Below are 16050 nucleotides of genomic sequence, written 5' to 3'. Positions count from 1 at the left end.
CAACCGTCCCCTTTTGATCCCATTTGAGTCTTCCTTAACCAGCTTCGGCCGTAATACCGCCGGGACCAGGTGCGCGAATGTGCCGGATTGAGGGTGGACACGTTCATGGGCTTGGGAAGTCTTCTGCAACTGCGCACGATCGGTGCGAAACTGATGCTGTCGGTGACAGCCACCGCTCTGGTCGCCGCGGGTGTCGTGGGCATCGCGGGCTACTTCCAGCAGGACGCCCTGAGCGACCAGGCCATCGAGTCGGCGCTCGTCCAGCGCTACGAGGCGGTTGTCGCGGCCATGACCGAGCAGGGGCAGCGCGCCGAGGTCGCCGCGAGGACCATCGCCAATGATCCGCGCGTGGCCGAATCGTTCCTGAAAGACGACCGCCCGGCGCTTATCGCCGCCGTGAACACGGTCGCCGAGCCACTCAAAACGAGCCTCGGGCTGGCCCTGATCACGTTCCATAAGCCCGACGGCACGGCTATGGCACGCGCTCATGCTCCTCAGGCCTTTGGTGACAGCACGATCGGCCGCCGCAACACGGTTCGGACTGCCCTGTCGACCGGCAATGCCGTCACCGGGATCGAGCCCGGTCGAGACAATGTCTCGATCTTCTCGGTCGTGCCGGTTCGCAACGGCGACCGGGTCATTGGCGTGACGGATATCGGTGCGCCCCTCGGTCTTCCTTTCCTCAACGACCTGAAGCGCCGCTTCAAGGTCGACATCGCGATGCATCTCATCCAGGACGGCAAGGTCAACTCGCTCGGCGCAACCTTCCCCGAAAAGACCTTGCTCGACCTTCCCGTCCACCAGGCCGCCATGCAGAACCCTGGCCAGTGGCGTCCCTCGACCATCGGCGGCAAACCCGTCGCCGTGCTCGCCGGCCCGCTGCGCAACTATTCCGGCCAGGCGATCGGCACGCTCGAAGTCGCGATCGATTCGAGCGCCTTCGTGTCCGCCCGCAACACCGCCATGCTGACGCTTCTCGCTGTTCTTCTGGCGGTCGCGGCAACCGGCACCGCCATCGCCACCCTGCTCACCCGCCATCTCGGCAGGCCCATCCGCGAACTCAACGCGACGATGACCGCCATCGCCGGCGGCAACCACAATCAGATCGTGCCCTCGACTGAGCGGCGCGACGAGATCGGCGACATGGCCCGCTCTGTCGACGTCTTCCGCGACAATGCCGTCGCCCGCGCCAGGCTGGAGACCGAGACCGAGGCCGAGGCCCGCGCCCGGCAGATTCGGCAGGCCCGCATCGACGCTCTGGTGCGTGACTTCTCCGATTCGATCGGAACCGTCCTGAAGGGGGTCGGCGACAATGCCGGCCGCATGGAGGAGACCGCCCGCACCCTCACCGGCATTGCCGCCGGAGCCTCGGGCCAGGCCGATCAGGCCTCGGGCGCCTCGCGGCAGGCCTCGGCCAACGTTCAGTCGGTTGCCGCCGCATCGGAGGAGCTCTCCGCCTCCATCAACGAGATCGCCAACCAGATCGGCCAGACCAATGCGGTCGTCGAGCGCGCCAGCGCCGAGGCCGACGGCGCCAACCAGCGGGTCAAGGCGCTGGCCGAGGCGGCCGGCCGGATCGGCGAGGTGCTGAACCTCATCCGCGCCATCGCCGAACAGACGAATCTCCTCGCCCTCAACGCCACGATCGAGGCGGCGCGGGCCGGAGAGGCGGGCCGCGGCTTCGCCGTCGTCGCCAGCGAGGTGAAGTCCCTCGCCGGCCAGACCGCCAAGGCCACCGAGGAGATCGCCGCGCAGATCAACGCGGTGCAGCAGGAGACCACGACGGCGGTCGGCTCCATCGAGGCCATTGCCCAGACCATGACCGAGGTCGCGAGCTATGCCTCGGCTGTCGCCGCCGCCATCGAGCAGCAGCGCTCCGCCACCGGAGAGATCTCGCAGAACGTCCAGGCCGCCGCCACCGGGACGGCCCGGGTTGTCGACAACATCACCGCCGTCACCACCGCTTCGGCGGAGACCAACAGCTCGGCCTCGCAGGTGCTGGCCGCCGCCGGCAGCCTCTCCGAACAGGCGACCAGCCTGTCCCGCTCGGTCGAGACCTTCCTCCGCGAGGTCAAGGCGGCCTGACGCGACGGCGAGAGGCCGGCAGCGGGCAGCTTCCGGCCTCTCGCCGTTGCGGCTACGGCGCGCGGCCGCCCCCCAGCCAGCGGAAGCTCAGCGGCGCCGCGATCATGGTCAGAAAGACCCGGATGATGTGGAAGGCGGCGACGAAGGCGACCTCGGCCTGGAGGGCGACAGCGATCAGCGCCATCTCTGTCAAGCCGCCCGGCGAATAGGCGAGGATCAGCGTCACGGTGGAAAAGCCCGACAGGTGGGAGAAGGTCACAGCGAACAGCGTCATCCAGAAGAGCAGGATGGCGGTTGAGCCGACAGACAGCGCCAGCACGCGCCAGACCACCCGCCCCGCCGTTCCGGCGAAGCGGCAGCCGATGGCGACCCCGAGCACGAGCTGGGCGGTATTGACGATCTCATAGGGCGGCTTGAAGTCCGACAGGCCGGACATGTGGACCGCGGCGCTGGCGATCATGCAGCCGAGCAGCGTCTTGGCCGGCAGACGCAGGACATGGCCGAGGAAGGCTCCGGCAAAGCAGCAGACGACCAGCCAGAGCTCCGACGTCAGCGGCGCGTCGAAGATCGATATGCCGCCGACCGGACGGTCAAGGCTGATGCCCTGGCTGAACTGGATGATGAAGGGCAGCGTCAGCACCACCAGCAGGATGCGCGCCGAATGGACGAGGGCGATGACCCGGGCGTCGCCGCCGCGCTCCTCGCCATAGATGACCATTTCCACGAGCCCGCCGGGCATGCCGGAGAAGAAGGCGGTGGTCCAATCGTAGCCGCCGATCCGCCGGTAATACCAGACAACCGACAGGCCGCAGGCCGCCATGAACAGCACCAGCCCGCCGAGGGGCACCAACCATTGCGGCACTTGCCAGACGATCTCCGGCGAGAAGCCTGATCCGAGCATGACGCCGATGATCGCCGACATGGGCGAACGGATGACGCCCGGGGCGGCCACGGGTACGCGCGCCAGCGCGGCGAGCGTGCAGACGGTCATCGCCCCCAGCATCCAGGGCAAGGGCAGGCGCAGTGCATAGAACAGGGCGCCGCCCATGACGCCGAGAACCAGGGCAAGGACGAAGCGGCGATAGGGGAAGACGCTGGGAGACAGTTCCGCAAAACCGCTGCGGACCTCGGCAAGCCATCCCGTCACGTCCCTGCCCCTTCATGCTATCGGCCGCTGCGCCGCAATCGAAAGCCGCTTAGCACGGTGCCGTGAGAGGGATGGTGGCGATTCCGGCACCCCAGCCTCCCGGCCTCCGCCGAGGCCGGCATCACGCGGCCGGGATGGCGACAGATCAGCCGGCGGGAAATGGTGGGCAGTGACGGGCTCGAACCGCCGACATCCTGCGTGTAAAGCAGGCGCTCTACCAACTGAGCTAACCGCCCCCGGGATCATGGTGCCTTCGCCATGTAGACCGCTCCCGCCGCCGGGACAAGAGGCGGCGCCCCCCGACCGGGACGATGCGGCCCGACGAAAACGCCGCCGCAGCCCCGGGCCGCAGCGGCGTTTCGCACATGCGGCGTCAACGGCTCAGGAGTTGACGGCGTCCTTCAGGCCCTTGCCGGCCGAGAACTTCGGCGCGTTCGAGGCCTTGATCTGCACGGGCTTGCCGGTGCGCGGGTCGCGACCCTCGCGGGCTGCGCGCTTGGTCACCGAGAAGGCACCGAAACCGACGAGCTTCACGTCGCCGCCGGCCTTCAGGGTCGCGGCGATGGCGTCGAACGTGGCATCCACTGCTGCACCCGCCTGCGCCTTCGTCAGGCTCGCCGCATCGGCGACCGCGGCGATCAGTTCGTTCTTGGTCACGGGCTGTTCTCCTTCAGTTGTGCCGGTCCGGGAATGCGAATTCCGTTGCCGGCGGGCGTCCCCTTTGCCGCGCCCGCATCGCGAAAGCAAGAAAAATACTGGTTTTTGGCCCCGAAACTTGCGTTTTTTGGAGCCTTTCAACAGAAAACCCCGGGCCTCGGCCCGGGGTTTCGAAGCATTCCAAAGGCATGACGGTCAGTGCGCCACGACGCCGAGGGGATCCTCCTCGCCCGGCTTGCGCGGGGCGATCGGCTCGGCCTCCTCGTCCCATTCCACCGGCTCGGGCTGGCGGATGAGCGCGTGCTTGAGGACCTCGTCCATGCGCGCGACCGGGATGATCTCCAGGCCGTTCTTCACATTGTCCGGAATCTCCGCCAGATCCTTGGCGTTCTCCTCCGGGATGAGGACCATCTTCAGCCCGCCGCGCAGCGCCGCCAGCAGCTTCTCCTTCAGCCCGCCGATGGGCAGAACCCGGCCGCGCAGGGTGACCTCGCCGGTCATGGCGATGTCCTTGCGGATCGGAATGCCCGTCATCACCGACACCATGGCGGTGGCCATGGCGATGCCTGCCGAGGGGCCGTCCTTCGGGGTCGCGCCCTCGGGCACGTGGACATGGACGTCGCGCTTGTCAAAAAGCGGCGGCTTGATGCCGAAATCCAGCGCCCGCGAGCGGACATAGGAGGCCGCCGCCGAGATCGACTCCTTCATCACGTCCTTGAGGTTGCCCGTCACCGTCATGCGGCCCTTGCCGGGCATCATTACGGCCTCGATGGTGAGCAGCTCGCCGCCGACCTCGGTCCAGGCGAGACCCGTCACGGCGCCAACCTGATCCTCGGTCTCCGCCATGCCGTAGCGGTAGCGCGGCACGCCGAGATACTCCTCGACCACCTTGGGGGTGACCTTGATCGTCTTCTTCTTGGTCAGCGTCAGATCCTTGACGCCCTTGCGGACGAGGTTGGACATCTCACGCTCGAGGTTGCGGACGCCCGCTTCCCGCGTGTAGCGGCGGATGACGGTCATCAGCGCCTCGTCGGTGATCGTCCAGTCCTTCTCGCTAAGTCCGTGCTTGGTGACGGCATTGGGGATCAGGTGCTTCTTGGCGATCTCGCGCTTCTCGTCCTCTGTATAGCCGGCGATGCGGATCGTCTCCATCCGGTCGAGGAGCGGCGGCGGGATGTTCAGCGTGTTCGCCGTGGTGACGAACATCACGCTCGAGAGGTCGAAATCGACCTCCAGATAATGATCGTTGAACGTCGCGTTCTGCTCAGGATCGAGCACCTCGAGCAACGCCGCGGAGGGGTCGCCGCGGAAGTCCTGACCCATCTTGTCGATCTCGTCGAGCAGGAACAGTGGATTCGCCGTCTTGGCCTTCTTCATCGACTGGATGATCTTGCCGGGCATGGAGCCGATATAGGTGCGCCGGTGGCCGCGGATCTCGGCCTCGTCACGCACGCCGCCGAGCGAGATGCGGACGAATTCGCGCCCCGTCGCCTTGGCGATCGACTTGCCGAGCGAGGTCTTGCCGACGCCGGGCGGGCCGACCAGGCAGAGGATGGGACCGGTCAGCTTGTTGGCGCGCTGCTGCACCGCCAGATATTCGACGATGCGGTCCTTGACCTTGTCGAGGCCGAAATGGTCGGCATCAAGCAGCTTCTGCGCCGCCGGCAGGTCCTTCTTGATCTTCGACTTCTTGCTCCAGGGCAGCGACAGCATCCAGTCGAGATAGTTGCGCACGACGGTGGCCTCCGCCGACATCGGCGACATCTGGCGCAGCTTCTTCAGCTCATGATGGGCCTTGTCGCGGGCCTCCTTCGAGAGCTTGGTCTTCTTGATCTTGTCCTCGAGCTCGACGAGTTCGTCCCGTCCGTCCTCGTCGCCGAGTTCCTTCTGGATCGCCTTCATCTGCTCGTTGAGATAATACTCGCGCTGCGTCTTCTCCATCTGGCGCTTGACGCGGGTGCGGATCTTCTTCTCGACCTGCAGCACCGAGATCTCGCTCTCCATCAGGCCGAGCGCCTTCTCCAGCCGCTTGGCGACGTCGATCGTCTCCAGCACAGCCTGCTTGTCGGAAATCTTGACGGCAAGGTGTGAGGCGACCGTGTCGGCGAGCTTGGAGGGCTCGTCGATCTGGCTGACCACCGAGACGATCTCCGGGGAGACCTTCTTGTTCAGCTTCACATAACCCTCGAACTCGGTGATCACCGAGCGCGCCAGCGCCTGGACCTGGACCTTGTCGCCGATCTCGTCGGCGATAGCGCCGGCCTCGGCCTCGTAGAAGTCCTCGCGGCCGGAATAGGCGCCGATGCGGGCGCGCGAGACGCCCTCCACCAGCACCTTCACCGTGCCGTCGGGCAGCTTGAGGAGTTGAAGCACGGAAGCGAGCGTGCCGATCTCATAGATGGAATCGGGCTCCGGATCGTCGTCCTGTGCCTTCATCTGCGTGGCCAGCAGGATATGCGTCTCGGCACGCATCACCTCCTCAAGGGCGCGAATCGATTTCTCGCGGCCGACGAAGAGCGGGACGATCATGTGGGGGAAGACCACGATGTCGCGCAGCGGCAGGACCGGGAAGGTCTTGACCTCGCCGGGGTTGAGGGGCGGACGCTTCTTGGCATCGCTCATGGTTCACTCGTCCTTTCCTCGACACGCCGCGATGCGGCCCTCACGGGCCCGCGCCGACGGCGGCGCTCGGATGATTCCTGGCAGGGTCACGCGGCTTTACGCTTTTGTCGCGCGGGGACGGCGGCGGGATTGAGGCCGGCCCGGAAGCTCTGCGGCTTGCTCGGAGGTCTCGACGCGCTTGGCCGACCTCGGGCACAAATCCCTGCCCGGGGGTCTGTCGGTATTCATTAGGTGGCGCTGCACACCCCGGGTGTCAAGGCGACGAAAGGCCGGAGGCCGAAGCCATTTCAAACGCTGCGGAAATCCACGTTGCCACAGGCTGTCGCCCTGTCCCTGAACGACAAAGGGCGGGCCCACGGACCCGCCCTCGCCGACAATACCGGACCGGGAATCAGGCGCTCTGCGCCTTCTCCTTTTCCGCATAGATGTAGAGCGGCCGGGCCTTGCCCTGCACGACCTCGTCAGAGATCACCACCTCCTCGACGCCCTCGAGACCGGGCAGGTCATACATCGTGTCGAGCAGGATGCTCTCCATGATGGACCTGAGGCCGCGGGCGCCGGTCTTGCGCTCGATGGCCTTGCGCGAGACCGCGCCGAGCGCGTCCTCGTGGAAGGTGAGGTCGACATTCTCCATCTCGAAAAGGCGCTGGTACTGCTTGACAAGCGCGTTCTTCGGCTCGGTGAGGATTTTCTTGAGTGCCGCCTCGTCAAGGTCTTCCAGCGTCGCCAGTACCGGCAGACGGCCGACGAATTCGGGGATGAGGCCATACTTCAGCAGGTCCTCGGGCTCGACCGAGCGGAAGATCTCGCCAGTGCGCCGCTCTTCCGGCGCGCGCACGGTGGCGCCGAAGCCGATCGAGGACCCCTGCCCCTTGGTCGAGATGATTTTCTCGAGGCCGGCGAAGGCGCCGCCGCAGATGAACAGGATGTTGGAGGTGTCGACCTGCAGGAACTCCTGCTGGGGATGCTTGCGCCCGCCCTGCGGCGGCACCGAGGCAACGGTGCCCTCCATGATCTTCAGCAGCGCCTGCTGCACGCCCTCGCCCGACACGTCGCGGGTGATCGACGGGTTGTCGGACTTGCGCGAGATCTTGTCGATCTCGTCGATATAGACGATGCCGCGCTGCGCCCGTTCGACATTGTAGTCGGAGGCCTGGAGCAGCTTCAGGATGATGTTCTCGACATCCTCGCCGACATAGCCTGCCTCGGTGAGCGTCGTCGCGTCGGCCATGGTGAAGGGCACGTCGAGGATGCGCGCCAGGGTCTGCGCGAGCAGCGTCTTGCCCGAACCGGTCGGCCCGATCAGCAGGATGTTCGACTTCGACAGTTCGACGTCGTTGTGCTTGGTCGCGTGATTGAGGCGCTTGTAGTGGTTGTGGACTGCCACGGACAGGACGCGCTTGGCGTGGAACTGGCCGATCACGTAATCGTCGAGGACCTTACAGATTTCCTTCGGCGTCGGGATGCCGTCCTTGGACTTGACCAGCGACGACTTCGATTCCTCGCGGATGATGTCCATGCAGAGCTCGACGCACTCGTCGCAGATGAACACCGTCGGCCCGGCGATCAGCTTGCGGACCTCGTGCTGGCTCTTGCCGCAGAAGGAACAGTAAAGGGTGTTCTTCGCGTCGCTGCCGGCCTTGCTCATCATCTCTCTCCAACGCAACCCGTCACCCTTGGGATCAGGATCGTCTGACGCGAGACCCCATCGGGTCTCTCGGTGCCTCGGCCCCCCGGTGCGCCGATTGGCTCCGTAGCCAACCATGGTGCGCACCGCGGGATCAAGAAAGGATTAACGCTATTTCGTCACATGCGGTTCATCTAGGGACCGCAGGCGCATTCGGATCAGTCTATGCAAAGGGCGGACCGCCCGTGGTGACCCAAAAGTGACACCGGGGGGATGGCGGCACCCGCCATCCCGTCCGCCCAGGGACCATCGTCAGGCCTTGGCGGGTTCGGCTTCCTCGGCCCGCTCCTCGATGACCTTGTCGATGAGGCCGAACTCCTGCGCCTTCTGCGCCGACATGAAATTGTCGCGCTCGAGCGCCTCCTCGATCTCCTTCAGCGTCCGGCCCGTGTGCTTCACATAGACCTCGTTCAGGCGCCGCTTCAGTTCCTTGACCTCTTCGGCATGGATCAGGATGTCGGTCACCTGGCCGCGATAGCCGCCCGAGGGCTGGTGGACCATGATGCGCGAATGCGGCAGGGCGAAGCGCTGGCCCTTGGCGCCGGCGGTGAGCAGGAGCGAGCCCATCGAGGCGGCCTGGCCCATGCACAGCGTGGTGACGGCCGGCTTGATGAACTGCATCGTGTCGTAGATCGACATGCCCGCCGTGACGACACCGCCCGGTGAGTTGATATACATGTTGATCTCTTTCTTCGGGTTTTCCGCCTCGAGGAACAGCAGCTGGGCGACGATCAGCGTCGCCATGCCATCCTCGACCGGGCCCGACAGGAAGATGATCCGCTCCTTCAGGAGACGGGAATAGATGTCGTAGGACCGCTCGCCGCGGTTGGTCTGCTCGACCACCATCGGCACCAGGTAGTTCATCAGCGTGTCGTGCGGGTCTCTCATCGTCTTCGGTCCTTCGGGATCGTGATTCGGGCGGAGCATCGCCCGAATCTCTTTGACGCCATCCTAACGGCAATGCGCATCCGCGGTGAAACCGCCCGGTTTCCCGAAAAAGCGAAGGGCCGCACGCGGCGGCCCTTCCCTCACAAGGAATTGTCCGGTCGCAGCGCCCTTCAGGCGGCTTCCTCGTCGTCGTTATCCTTGAACAGCTCATCCTTTGAGACGGGCTTCTCGGTCACGTCGGCGAGTTCGAGAATGTAGTCCACGACCTTCTCCTCGAAGATCGGGGCGCGGAGTGAAGCCAGCGCCTCGGGAGTCTTGCGGTAATAGTCCCAGACCTGCTGCTCCTGACCGGGGAACTGGCGCGCCCGCTCGACCACGGCGCGCGACACTTCCTCGTCGCTGACCTTGATCTGGGCCTTCTCGCCGATTTCCGCAAGGACGAGGCCGAGACGGACGCGGCGCTCGGCGATGGCGCGGTATTCGGCGCGCGCCTTCTCCTCGGTCGTCTCTTCATCGGTGAAGGTCTTGCCGCGGGATTCGAGATCCTGGCTGACCTGACGCCAGACGCTCTCGAACTCCTGGTCGACCAGCGTCTGCGGCAGGTCGAACGCATGCTTCTCGTCGAGGGCATCGAGCAGGGCGCGCTTCACCTTGCGGCGCGAGGCGGCCGCATACTCGCTCTTCAGCCGGTCAGAGACGGCGGCCTTCAGCTTGGCGAGATCCTCGAAGCCCACCAACTTGGCGAACTCCTCGTCGATGGCGCGCTCGCCCGGCTTCTCGATCGCCTTCACCGTGACGGCGAATTCGGCGTCCTTGCCGGCGAGGTTTTCCGCCATGTAGTTCGACGGGAACTTGACCTTCACGACCCTGTCCTCACCGGCCTTGACGCCGACGAGCTGGTCCTCGAAGCCCGGGATGAAGGAGTTGGAGCCAAGCTCCAGCTGGATGTCCTCGTCCGTGCCGCCCTCAAACTTCTCGCCGTCGATCGTGCCGACGAAGCCGATGGTGAGACGGTCGCCGCTCTCGGCGGTCGCGCCTGCGGGCTTGGCCTCGAACGGGCGGTTCTGTTTGGCCATGGTCTCCAGCATCGCCTGGACGTCGGCCTCGGCCGGCTCGACCACCGGGCGCTCGACCTTGATGCCCTTGAAGTCGGCAAGCTGGATCGTCGGAAGCACCTCGAAGGCGACCGTATAGTCGAGGTCGGCGGTGCCGTCGAAGACGGCCTTCGCCTCGGCCTCGGCCTCGGGCAGCTTCACCGAGGGCTCCTGGGCGAGCTTGAAGCCGTTGTCGGCGACGATCTTCTGGTTGGCTTCGCCGACCAGCGCCTCGATCGTCTCGGCCAGAACGGCGCGACCATAGAGCTTCTTCAGATGGGCGGTCGGCACCTTGCCCGGGCGGAAGCCGTTGATGTTGACGCGGCCCTTGAGGTCGTCGAGGCGGGCATCGGCGCGGGCCGCAAGGTCGGTCACAGGAACCACCACGCGGAATTCGCGCTTCAGACCTTCGGACAGGGTGGCGGTCACCTGCATGGCTTCGTTTCTTTCGTGTTCATGATCGGCGCGGCCGGCAGGATGGTGCGGGCGGAGGGACTTGAACCCCCACGACTTTCGCCACGGGAACCTAAATCCCGCGTGTCTACCAATTCCACCACGCCCGCCGAGGGCCGCTCGAAATAGCTTCTCGACCCGGTGGATGCAAGTCATCCCTCGGGCGCGGCCTCATAACACCGGCTCTGGGCGATTGCACCAAGAAAATCGCTCCCCCGCCATCAGGTGCGGGCGAAGAGGCCGACCCAGACCAGGATGACCGTCGCGCCTGCGGCGCCGAGCGCAACCGTGGCCGGGCTGTGCGGCAACAGGCCGAAAGATCCGGCTGCCACCAGACCGGCGATGCCGATCAATGCTATTTTCACCATGGAACGCCTCCATTCGGGACAGGGACGCTCTCCATCTCAAGTCCCGTGCCATCCCGTTGTGAGACAGGGCCGCCCTTGCCTTCCCAGACTCCCTCCGCGCCCACCGACCGCCGCTTGAACCGCCGCCGCCTGCTCGCCGCTCCGGCGGTCCTGACGCTCGCAACGCTGGCGTTACCGGACCGCGCCATGGCACAGGGGCTGCGGCTCACCGCCGCAGCAGGCAAGCTTCCGCTTGGGGCCGCTGACGGCCCGACGACGCCGTTCACCGGCTATGACGGGCTTCTGCCGGGTCCGGTGCTACGGGCGCAGCGCAACGTTCGGCTGGCGATCGACGTCACCAATGCGCTGGCCGAACCGACAGGCCTCCATTGGCTGGGCCTCCGGGACCCGGCGGTGCTCGCCCTTCCCGATATCGCGGCCGGCGCCACCCAGCGCCACGACCTGACCTCGCCCGATGCCGGCACCTTTCTCTACCGGCCGCGGCTTGCCGGCGGCGAGGCGCAGTTGCGGGCGGGCCTTGCCGGACTGCTGATTGTTGCCGACGCGACGCCGCCGGTCCATGACCGCGAGGTGCCCCTGCTCCTCTCCGAGCCGCCCGGTGGCGCGGCGGCATCGCCGGCGGGCCTCCTCGTCAACGGCCGTACCGACCTCACCCTCTCCGCGCGCCCGCACGAGCGCCTCTGGCTGCGCTTCGCCAACGCCACCGCGAGCCGCATCCTGCAATGGACCGTGCCTGACCAGCGCCTCACCCTCGTCGCCCTCGACAGCCAGCCCTGCGAACCCTTTCCCCTCGACCAGGGCCGGCTGATGCTGGCGCCCGGACAGCGCGCCGAAGTCATGTGGGATGTCGCTGCGGCGGCCGTTACGGCCCTGCCGATCGCCCTTGCCAGTTTCGCCGGAACGACCCTGACCGGCCGGATGCGGGTGGAGGGCTCGCCCCTGCGCCCGGCGCCTCTGCCGCCGCCGGCACCGCTCGCTGCCAATCCGCTGCCCCAGGCCATGGATTTCCGGCGCGCGACACGGATCGACCTGCCGATCGGAGCGGCAGGCTTCGCCGGGCGGCGCACCCACGATGCGGCGGGCGCCACGGTCCTTCGCCTGCGCCGCGGCACGGTGGTCCTCGCCGCGATCCGCAACGACAGCGCGGCCTTTCACGCCGTCCACGTCGAAGGCCACCCTGCCCGCCTTCTCGACGGCCTTGACGACGGCTGGAAGCCCTTCTTCCTTGATACGGTGCTGGTGGCGCCCGGCAGCACCGCCCGCATCGCCTTCGTGGCGGAGCGGACCGGACGGTTCCGCCTGACGGCCCAGGCGATCAACGCCGCGGAGGGGCCACTGGTCGCCCTCCTCGACGTCGGCTAGTCATCGTCGGCAGGATCTACGACAGCGTCTCTCGCCTCGGCGAGACGGCCCGCCAGCATACCGAGAACCCGCGGCAGCACCTCCGGAAGATCCTCGGCGATCAGCCCGAGACCGGCGGCCTGGCCGGCCTCGCCATGCAGCCAGACCGCGGCGCTCGCCGCGGCGAAAGGCGCCATGCCCTGCGCCAGAAGGCCGGTCACGATTCCCGCCAGAACGTCGCCGGACCCGGCCGTCGCCAGCCAGGGCGGCGCATTGGCGGCGATCGACACCGTGCCGTCGGGCATGGCCACCACCGTATCCGGCCCCTTGAGGATCACGGCGGCGCCCGCCAGCGCGGCAGCCCGGCGCGCCGCATCGGGCTTCGCGAGGCCTGGATCGGCACCGAACAGGCGCACGAACTCGCCGGCATGGGGCGTCAGCACCACCGGACGATCCGGCCAGGCGCGGATGCCGGCGAAGAGCGCCGCAGGATCGGCTGCGAAGGCGGTGAGGCCGTCGGCATCGATGACGGTCGCCGCCCCGCTCGCCAGCGCCTCGGCGACCAGCGCCCGCGTTGCCTCGCCCGTCCCCAGCGCCGGACCGAGACAGACGGCATTGCGGCGGCGGTCGGCGAGGCTGGCGGCAAGGCCGGAGGGCCCGTCCATCCGCTCCAGCATGATCGCCGTGAGATGGGACGCGTTGACGGCCAGCGCCTCGGGGGGTGAGGCGAGCGTCACAAGGCCCGCGCCCGCGCGCAGGGCGCCGCGGGCGGCAAGGCGCGCCGCGCCGGTCCGCGCCAGCCCGCCCGACACGACGACCGCATGACCGCGGTGATATTTGTGCCCGTCCGCCCGCGGCAGCGGGAAGGCGTCACCCCAGAGCGCCGGGTCATTGGCGAAATCGCGGATGGCGAGCCGGTCCAGGACCGCCGGCCGGATGCCGATATCGGCCACCCGGACCGTGCCGCCATGCAGGCGACCGGGCATCAGAAGATGGCCGGGTTTGCGGCGGAAGAAGGTGACGGTCTCGCGCGCCATCATGGCGACGCCGCGCACCGCGCCCGTCGCTCCGTCAACGCCCGAGGCGATGTCGGCCGCGACGACCCGGCAGCCCGAGGCATTGACCGCGGTGATCACCTCGGCCTCGACTCCGGTAATGGCGCGGGACAGACCGGCACCGTAGAGCGCGTCGACCACAACGCCCGGCCGCACGGCAGCCCAGTCCGCCAGCGGGACCGCCGCCCTGCCCCAGGCTTCCGCCGCGGCCACGGCATCGCCCGCCTGCGCCCGCGGCGGCGCGCTGGCCGCAACCGTCACGCCGAAGCCGCGTTCGCGCAGAACCTTGGCCGCCACATAGCCGTCTCCGCCATTGTTGCCGGGCCCGCACAACACGACGATGCGGGTGCCGAGGGGGGTCGCGCGTGCCACCACATCGGCGATGGCAACACCCGCGCGGTGCATCAGGACCGCGCCTGGCGTACCCGCGGCGATGGTCAGGCGGTCGGCCTCGGCCATGGCCAGGGGCGTGAGGAGAGCGCTGGAGCGGCGTGTCATGGCGCCACCATCGGAAGGCACCCGGCCCGGGTCAATCGTCACGGCTGCCGGCGCTGCACTTTTCTTTGCCCATTATTGCGGCACTGATGGTGCGACGGCGCGCCCCAACCGACCATGCAGCAACAATGATGATCATTTTTTGATCATTATGCACATTGAATTGGCAAAAAGATCGCCGCTTGGAGAGGCCGCAGCCAAGGAGCACTGGCTTTCGCCTTGGAATTCCAGCACAATTGTCGAGGGACGCCTCTGGCACATCTCCTGCTAGCCCGCGACAGCGGTTCGGGAGCGGGAGCCAGATCCGGCGATCGGACCACAGGAGCAGGATCGGAATGAAGAAGATCGAGGCGATCATCAAGCCCTTCAAGCTCGATGAGGTGAAGGAGGCGCTGCAGGAGGTCGGACTTCAGGGCATCACCGTCACCGAGGCGAAGGGATTCGGCCGCCAGAAGGGTCATACCGAACTCTACCGCGGCGCCGAATATGTCGTGGATTTCCTTCCCAAAGTGAAGATTGAGATCGTCATGCCCGACGACATGGTGGACAAGGCGATCGACGCCATCCGCCGCGCGGCCCAGACCGGCCGCATCGGCGACGGCAAGATCTTCGTCTCGACCATCGAGGAAGCGATCCGCATCCGCACCGGCGAATCCGGCCTCGACGCGATCTGAACGGAATTCGGCGGGTCCGCCTGCCGCAAATGCAAACGTGCAAACCAAGAGGAAGCACTAAATGACGACTGCCAAGGATGTCCTGAAAATGATCAAGGAGAACGACGTGAAGTACGTCGATCTCCGCTTCACCGACCCGCGTGGCAAGTGGCAGCACGTCACCTTCGACATCACCATGATCGACGAGGATATCTTTGCCGAGGGCACGATGTTCGACGGCTCCTCGATCGCCGGCTGGAAGGCGATCAACGAGTCGGACATGCTGCTCATGCTCGACCCGACGACGGCGCAGATCGACCCGTTCTTCGCCGAGACGACCATGTCGATCGTCTGCGACATTCTCGAGCCCTCCACCGGCGAGCCCTATAACCGCGACCCGCGCGGCATCGCCAAGAAGGCCGAGGCCTATCTGAAGTCCACCAAGATCGGTGACACCATCTTCGTCGGCCCCGAGGCCGAGTTCTTCGTCTTCGACGACGTGAAGTTCGCTGCCGAGCCCTACCACACGGGCTTCAAGGTCGACTCTTCGGAGCTGCCGACCAACTCCTACACCGACTACGAGGGCGGCAATCTCGGCCACCGCGTCCGCGTCAAGGGCGGCTACTTCCCCGTTCCCCCGATCGACAGCCTGCAGGACATGCGCGGCGAGATGCTCGCCTCCATGGCCAAGATGGGCGTGAAGGTCGAGAAGCACCACCACGAGGTCGCTTCCGCCCAGCACGAGCTCGGCATGAAGTTCGACACGCTGACGCACATGGCCGACCAGATGCAGATCTACAAGTACTGCATCCATCAGGTCGCCAACATCTACGGCAAGACCGCCACCTTCATGCCGAAGCCGGTCTATGGCGACAACGGCTCGGGCATGCACGTGCACCAGTCGATCTGGAAGGGCGGCAAGCCGCTGTTCGCCGGCAACAAATATGCCGACCTCAGCCAGGAATGCCTCTGGTACATCGGCGGCATCATCAAGCACGCCAAGTCCCTGAACGCCTTCACCAACCCGTCGACCAACTCCTACAAGCGTCTGGTCCCGGGCTACGAGGCCCCGGTGCTGCTCGCCTATTCGGCCCGCAACCGCTCGGCGTCCTGCCGCATTCCGTGGACGGCGAACCCGAAGGCCAAGCGCGTCGAGGTCCGCTTCCCCGATCCGACCGCCAACCCCTACCTGGCGTTCGCGGCCATGCTGATGGCCGGCATCGACGGCATCACCAACAAGATCGACCCCGGCGCGGCCATGGACAAGGACCTCTATGACCTGCCGGCGAAGGAGCTGAAGAAGATCCCGACGGTCTGCGGCTCGCTGCGCGAGGCCCTCGCCAACCTCGACAAGGACCGCGCCTATCTCAAGGCCGGTGGCGTCTTCAACGACGACTTCATCGACAGCTACATCGAGCTGAAGATGACCGAGGTGATGCGCTTCGAAATGACGCCGCACCCGGTCGAGTACGACATGTACTACTCGGTCTGATCCGGACGGGGCG

Annotated in this window: 13 protein-coding genes and 2 tRNA genes; 4 read left to right on the top strand and 11 right to left on the bottom strand. The window is 66.6% G+C overall.

Annotated elements, in window-relative coordinates; all coding sequences use genetic code 11:
* Window positions 1–105: 105 nt before the first annotated feature.
* Window positions 106–2085, top strand: a complete 1980-nt coding sequence (locus Q0C57_RS13635) for a cache domain-containing protein (RefSeq protein WP_296576976.1) — start codon at window positions 106–108, stop codon at window positions 2083–2085.
* A gap of 52 nt (window positions 2086–2137) precedes the next feature.
* Here Q0C57_RS13635 and Q0C57_RS13630 read toward each other — a convergent pair whose 3' ends face one another.
* The 9 genes from Q0C57_RS13630 to Q0C57_RS13590 form a co-directional block, all read right to left on the bottom strand.
* Complete coding sequence (locus Q0C57_RS13630; RefSeq protein WP_296576975.1) at window positions 2138–3232, bottom strand: AbrB family transcriptional regulator; 1095 nt, start codon at window positions 3230–3232, stop codon at window positions 2138–2140.
* Window positions 3233–3392: 160 nt separating this feature from the next.
* Window positions 3393–3468 (bottom strand) — tRNA-Val (locus tag Q0C57_RS13625).
* 145 nt (window positions 3469–3613) lie between these two features.
* Window positions 3614–3889 (bottom strand): HU family DNA-binding protein, encoded by a 276-nt coding sequence (locus Q0C57_RS13620; RefSeq protein WP_296576974.1) that lies wholly within the window; start codon window positions 3887–3889, stop codon window positions 3614–3616.
* Between the two features lie 195 nt (window positions 3890–4084).
* On the bottom strand, window positions 4085–6511 hold the full coding sequence (lon, locus tag Q0C57_RS13615) for an endopeptidase La (RefSeq protein ID WP_296576973.1): 2427 nt from the start codon (window positions 6509–6511) through the stop codon (window positions 4085–4087).
* 391 nt (window positions 6512–6902) lie between these two features.
* Window positions 6903–8159: an ATP-dependent Clp protease ATP-binding subunit ClpX gene (gene clpX / locus Q0C57_RS13610; protein WP_296576972.1), complete on the bottom strand. Its 1257-nt coding sequence runs from the start codon at window positions 8157–8159 to the stop codon at window positions 6903–6905.
* A gap of 291 nt (window positions 8160–8450) precedes the next feature.
* Window positions 8451–9086, bottom strand: coding sequence for an ATP-dependent Clp endopeptidase proteolytic subunit ClpP (gene clpP, locus Q0C57_RS13605; protein WP_296577006.1), 636 nt, complete (start codon window positions 9084–9086; stop codon window positions 8451–8453).
* Between the two features lie 170 nt (window positions 9087–9256).
* Window positions 9257–10615 carry a trigger factor gene (gene tig / locus Q0C57_RS13600; protein ID WP_296576971.1) on the bottom strand — a complete coding sequence of 453 codons (1359 nt, stop codon included), beginning with the start codon at window positions 10613–10615 and terminating at the stop codon, window positions 9257–9259.
* Between the two features lie 43 nt (window positions 10616–10658).
* Window positions 10659–10743, bottom strand: a tRNA-Leu gene (locus tag Q0C57_RS13595).
* Between the two features lie 111 nt (window positions 10744–10854).
* A complete protein-coding gene (locus Q0C57_RS13590; protein ID WP_296576970.1) occupies window positions 10855–11001 on the bottom strand; it encodes a hypothetical protein in 147 nt (48 codons plus the stop codon).
* A 114-nt stretch (window positions 11002–11115) separates the two neighbouring features.
* Here Q0C57_RS13590 and Q0C57_RS13585 point away from each other — a divergent pair, with 114 nt between their 5' ends.
* Window positions 11116–12363 carry a multicopper oxidase family protein gene (locus Q0C57_RS13585; protein WP_296576969.1) on the top strand — a complete coding sequence of 416 codons (1248 nt, stop codon included), beginning with the start codon at window positions 11116–11118 and terminating at the stop codon, window positions 12361–12363.
* On the opposite strand, the gene Q0C57_RS13580 is transcribed toward Q0C57_RS13585, so the two are convergent.
* Together Q0C57_RS13580 and Q0C57_RS13575 are read right to left on the bottom strand one after the other, a co-directional pair.
* A complete protein-coding gene (locus tag Q0C57_RS13580; protein WP_296576968.1) occupies window positions 12360–13895 on the bottom strand; it encodes an NAD(P)H-hydrate dehydratase in 1536 nt (511 codons plus the stop codon). The genes Q0C57_RS13585 and Q0C57_RS13580 overlap by 4 nt on opposite strands.
* A 31-nt stretch (window positions 13896–13926) precedes the next feature.
* Entirely contained in the window at window positions 13927–14250 is a 324-nt protein-coding gene (locus tag Q0C57_RS13575; RefSeq protein WP_296576967.1) for a hypothetical protein, read from the bottom strand.
* On the opposite strand from Q0C57_RS13575, the gene Q0C57_RS13570 reads away from it, so the two are divergent.
* Window positions 14228–14566, top strand: a complete 339-nt coding sequence (locus tag Q0C57_RS13570) for a P-II family nitrogen regulator (RefSeq protein ID WP_296576966.1) — start codon at window positions 14228–14230, stop codon at window positions 14564–14566. The two genes, Q0C57_RS13575 and Q0C57_RS13570, sit on opposite strands and share 23 nt — an antisense overlap.
* A gap of 61 nt (window positions 14567–14627) precedes the next feature.
* Complete coding sequence (gene glnA / locus Q0C57_RS13565; RefSeq protein WP_296576965.1) at window positions 14628–16037, top strand: type I glutamate--ammonia ligase; 1410 nt, start codon at window positions 14628–14630, stop codon at window positions 16035–16037.
* Window positions 16038–16050: the final 13 nt, after the last annotated feature.

Source organism: Phreatobacter sp. (genome assembly GCF_022843985.1).
GTDB lineage: Bacteria > Pseudomonadota > Alphaproteobacteria > Rhizobiales > Phreatobacteraceae > Phreatobacter.
Note: the sequence above shows the minus strand (reverse complement) of the source record. Positions and strands in the feature narration are given on the sequence as shown.

Excerpts from the sequence above, each read along its gene's own strand:
- Q0C57_RS13635 (WP_296576976.1), top strand. The coding sequence starts at position 106 with ATGGGCTTGGGAAGTCTTCTGCAACTGCGCACGATCGGTGCGAAACTG.
- clpP (WP_296577006.1), bottom strand. The coding sequence starts at position 9,086 with ATGAGAGACCCGCACGACACGCTGATGAACTACCTGGTGCCGATGGTG.
- Q0C57_RS13570 (WP_296576966.1), top strand. The coding sequence starts at position 14,228 with ATGAAGAAGATCGAGGCGATCATCAAGCCCTTCAAGCTCGATGAGGTG.
- Q0C57_RS13580 (WP_296576968.1), bottom strand. The coding sequence starts at position 13,895 with ATGACACGCCGCTCCAGCGCTCTCCTCACGCCCCTGGCCATGGCCGAG.
- Q0C57_RS13590 (WP_296576970.1), bottom strand. The coding sequence starts at position 11,001 with ATGGTGAAAATAGCATTGATCGGCATCGCCGGTCTGGTGGCAGCCGGA.
- glnA (WP_296576965.1), top strand. The coding sequence starts at position 14,628 with ATGACGACTGCCAAGGATGTCCTGAAAATGATCAAGGAGAACGACGTG.
- tig (WP_296576971.1), bottom strand. The coding sequence starts at position 10,615 with ATGCAGGTGACCGCCACCCTGTCCGAAGGTCTGAAGCGCGAATTCCGC.
- lon (WP_296576973.1), bottom strand. The coding sequence starts at position 6,511 with ATGAGCGATGCCAAGAAGCGTCCGCCCCTCAACCCCGGCGAGGTCAAG.
- Q0C57_RS13575 (WP_296576967.1), bottom strand. The coding sequence starts at position 14,250 with ATGATCGCCTCGATCTTCTTCATTCCGATCCTGCTCCTGTGGTCCGAT.
- clpX (WP_296576972.1), bottom strand. The coding sequence starts at position 8,159 with ATGAGCAAGGCCGGCAGCGACGCGAAGAACACCCTTTACTGTTCCTTC.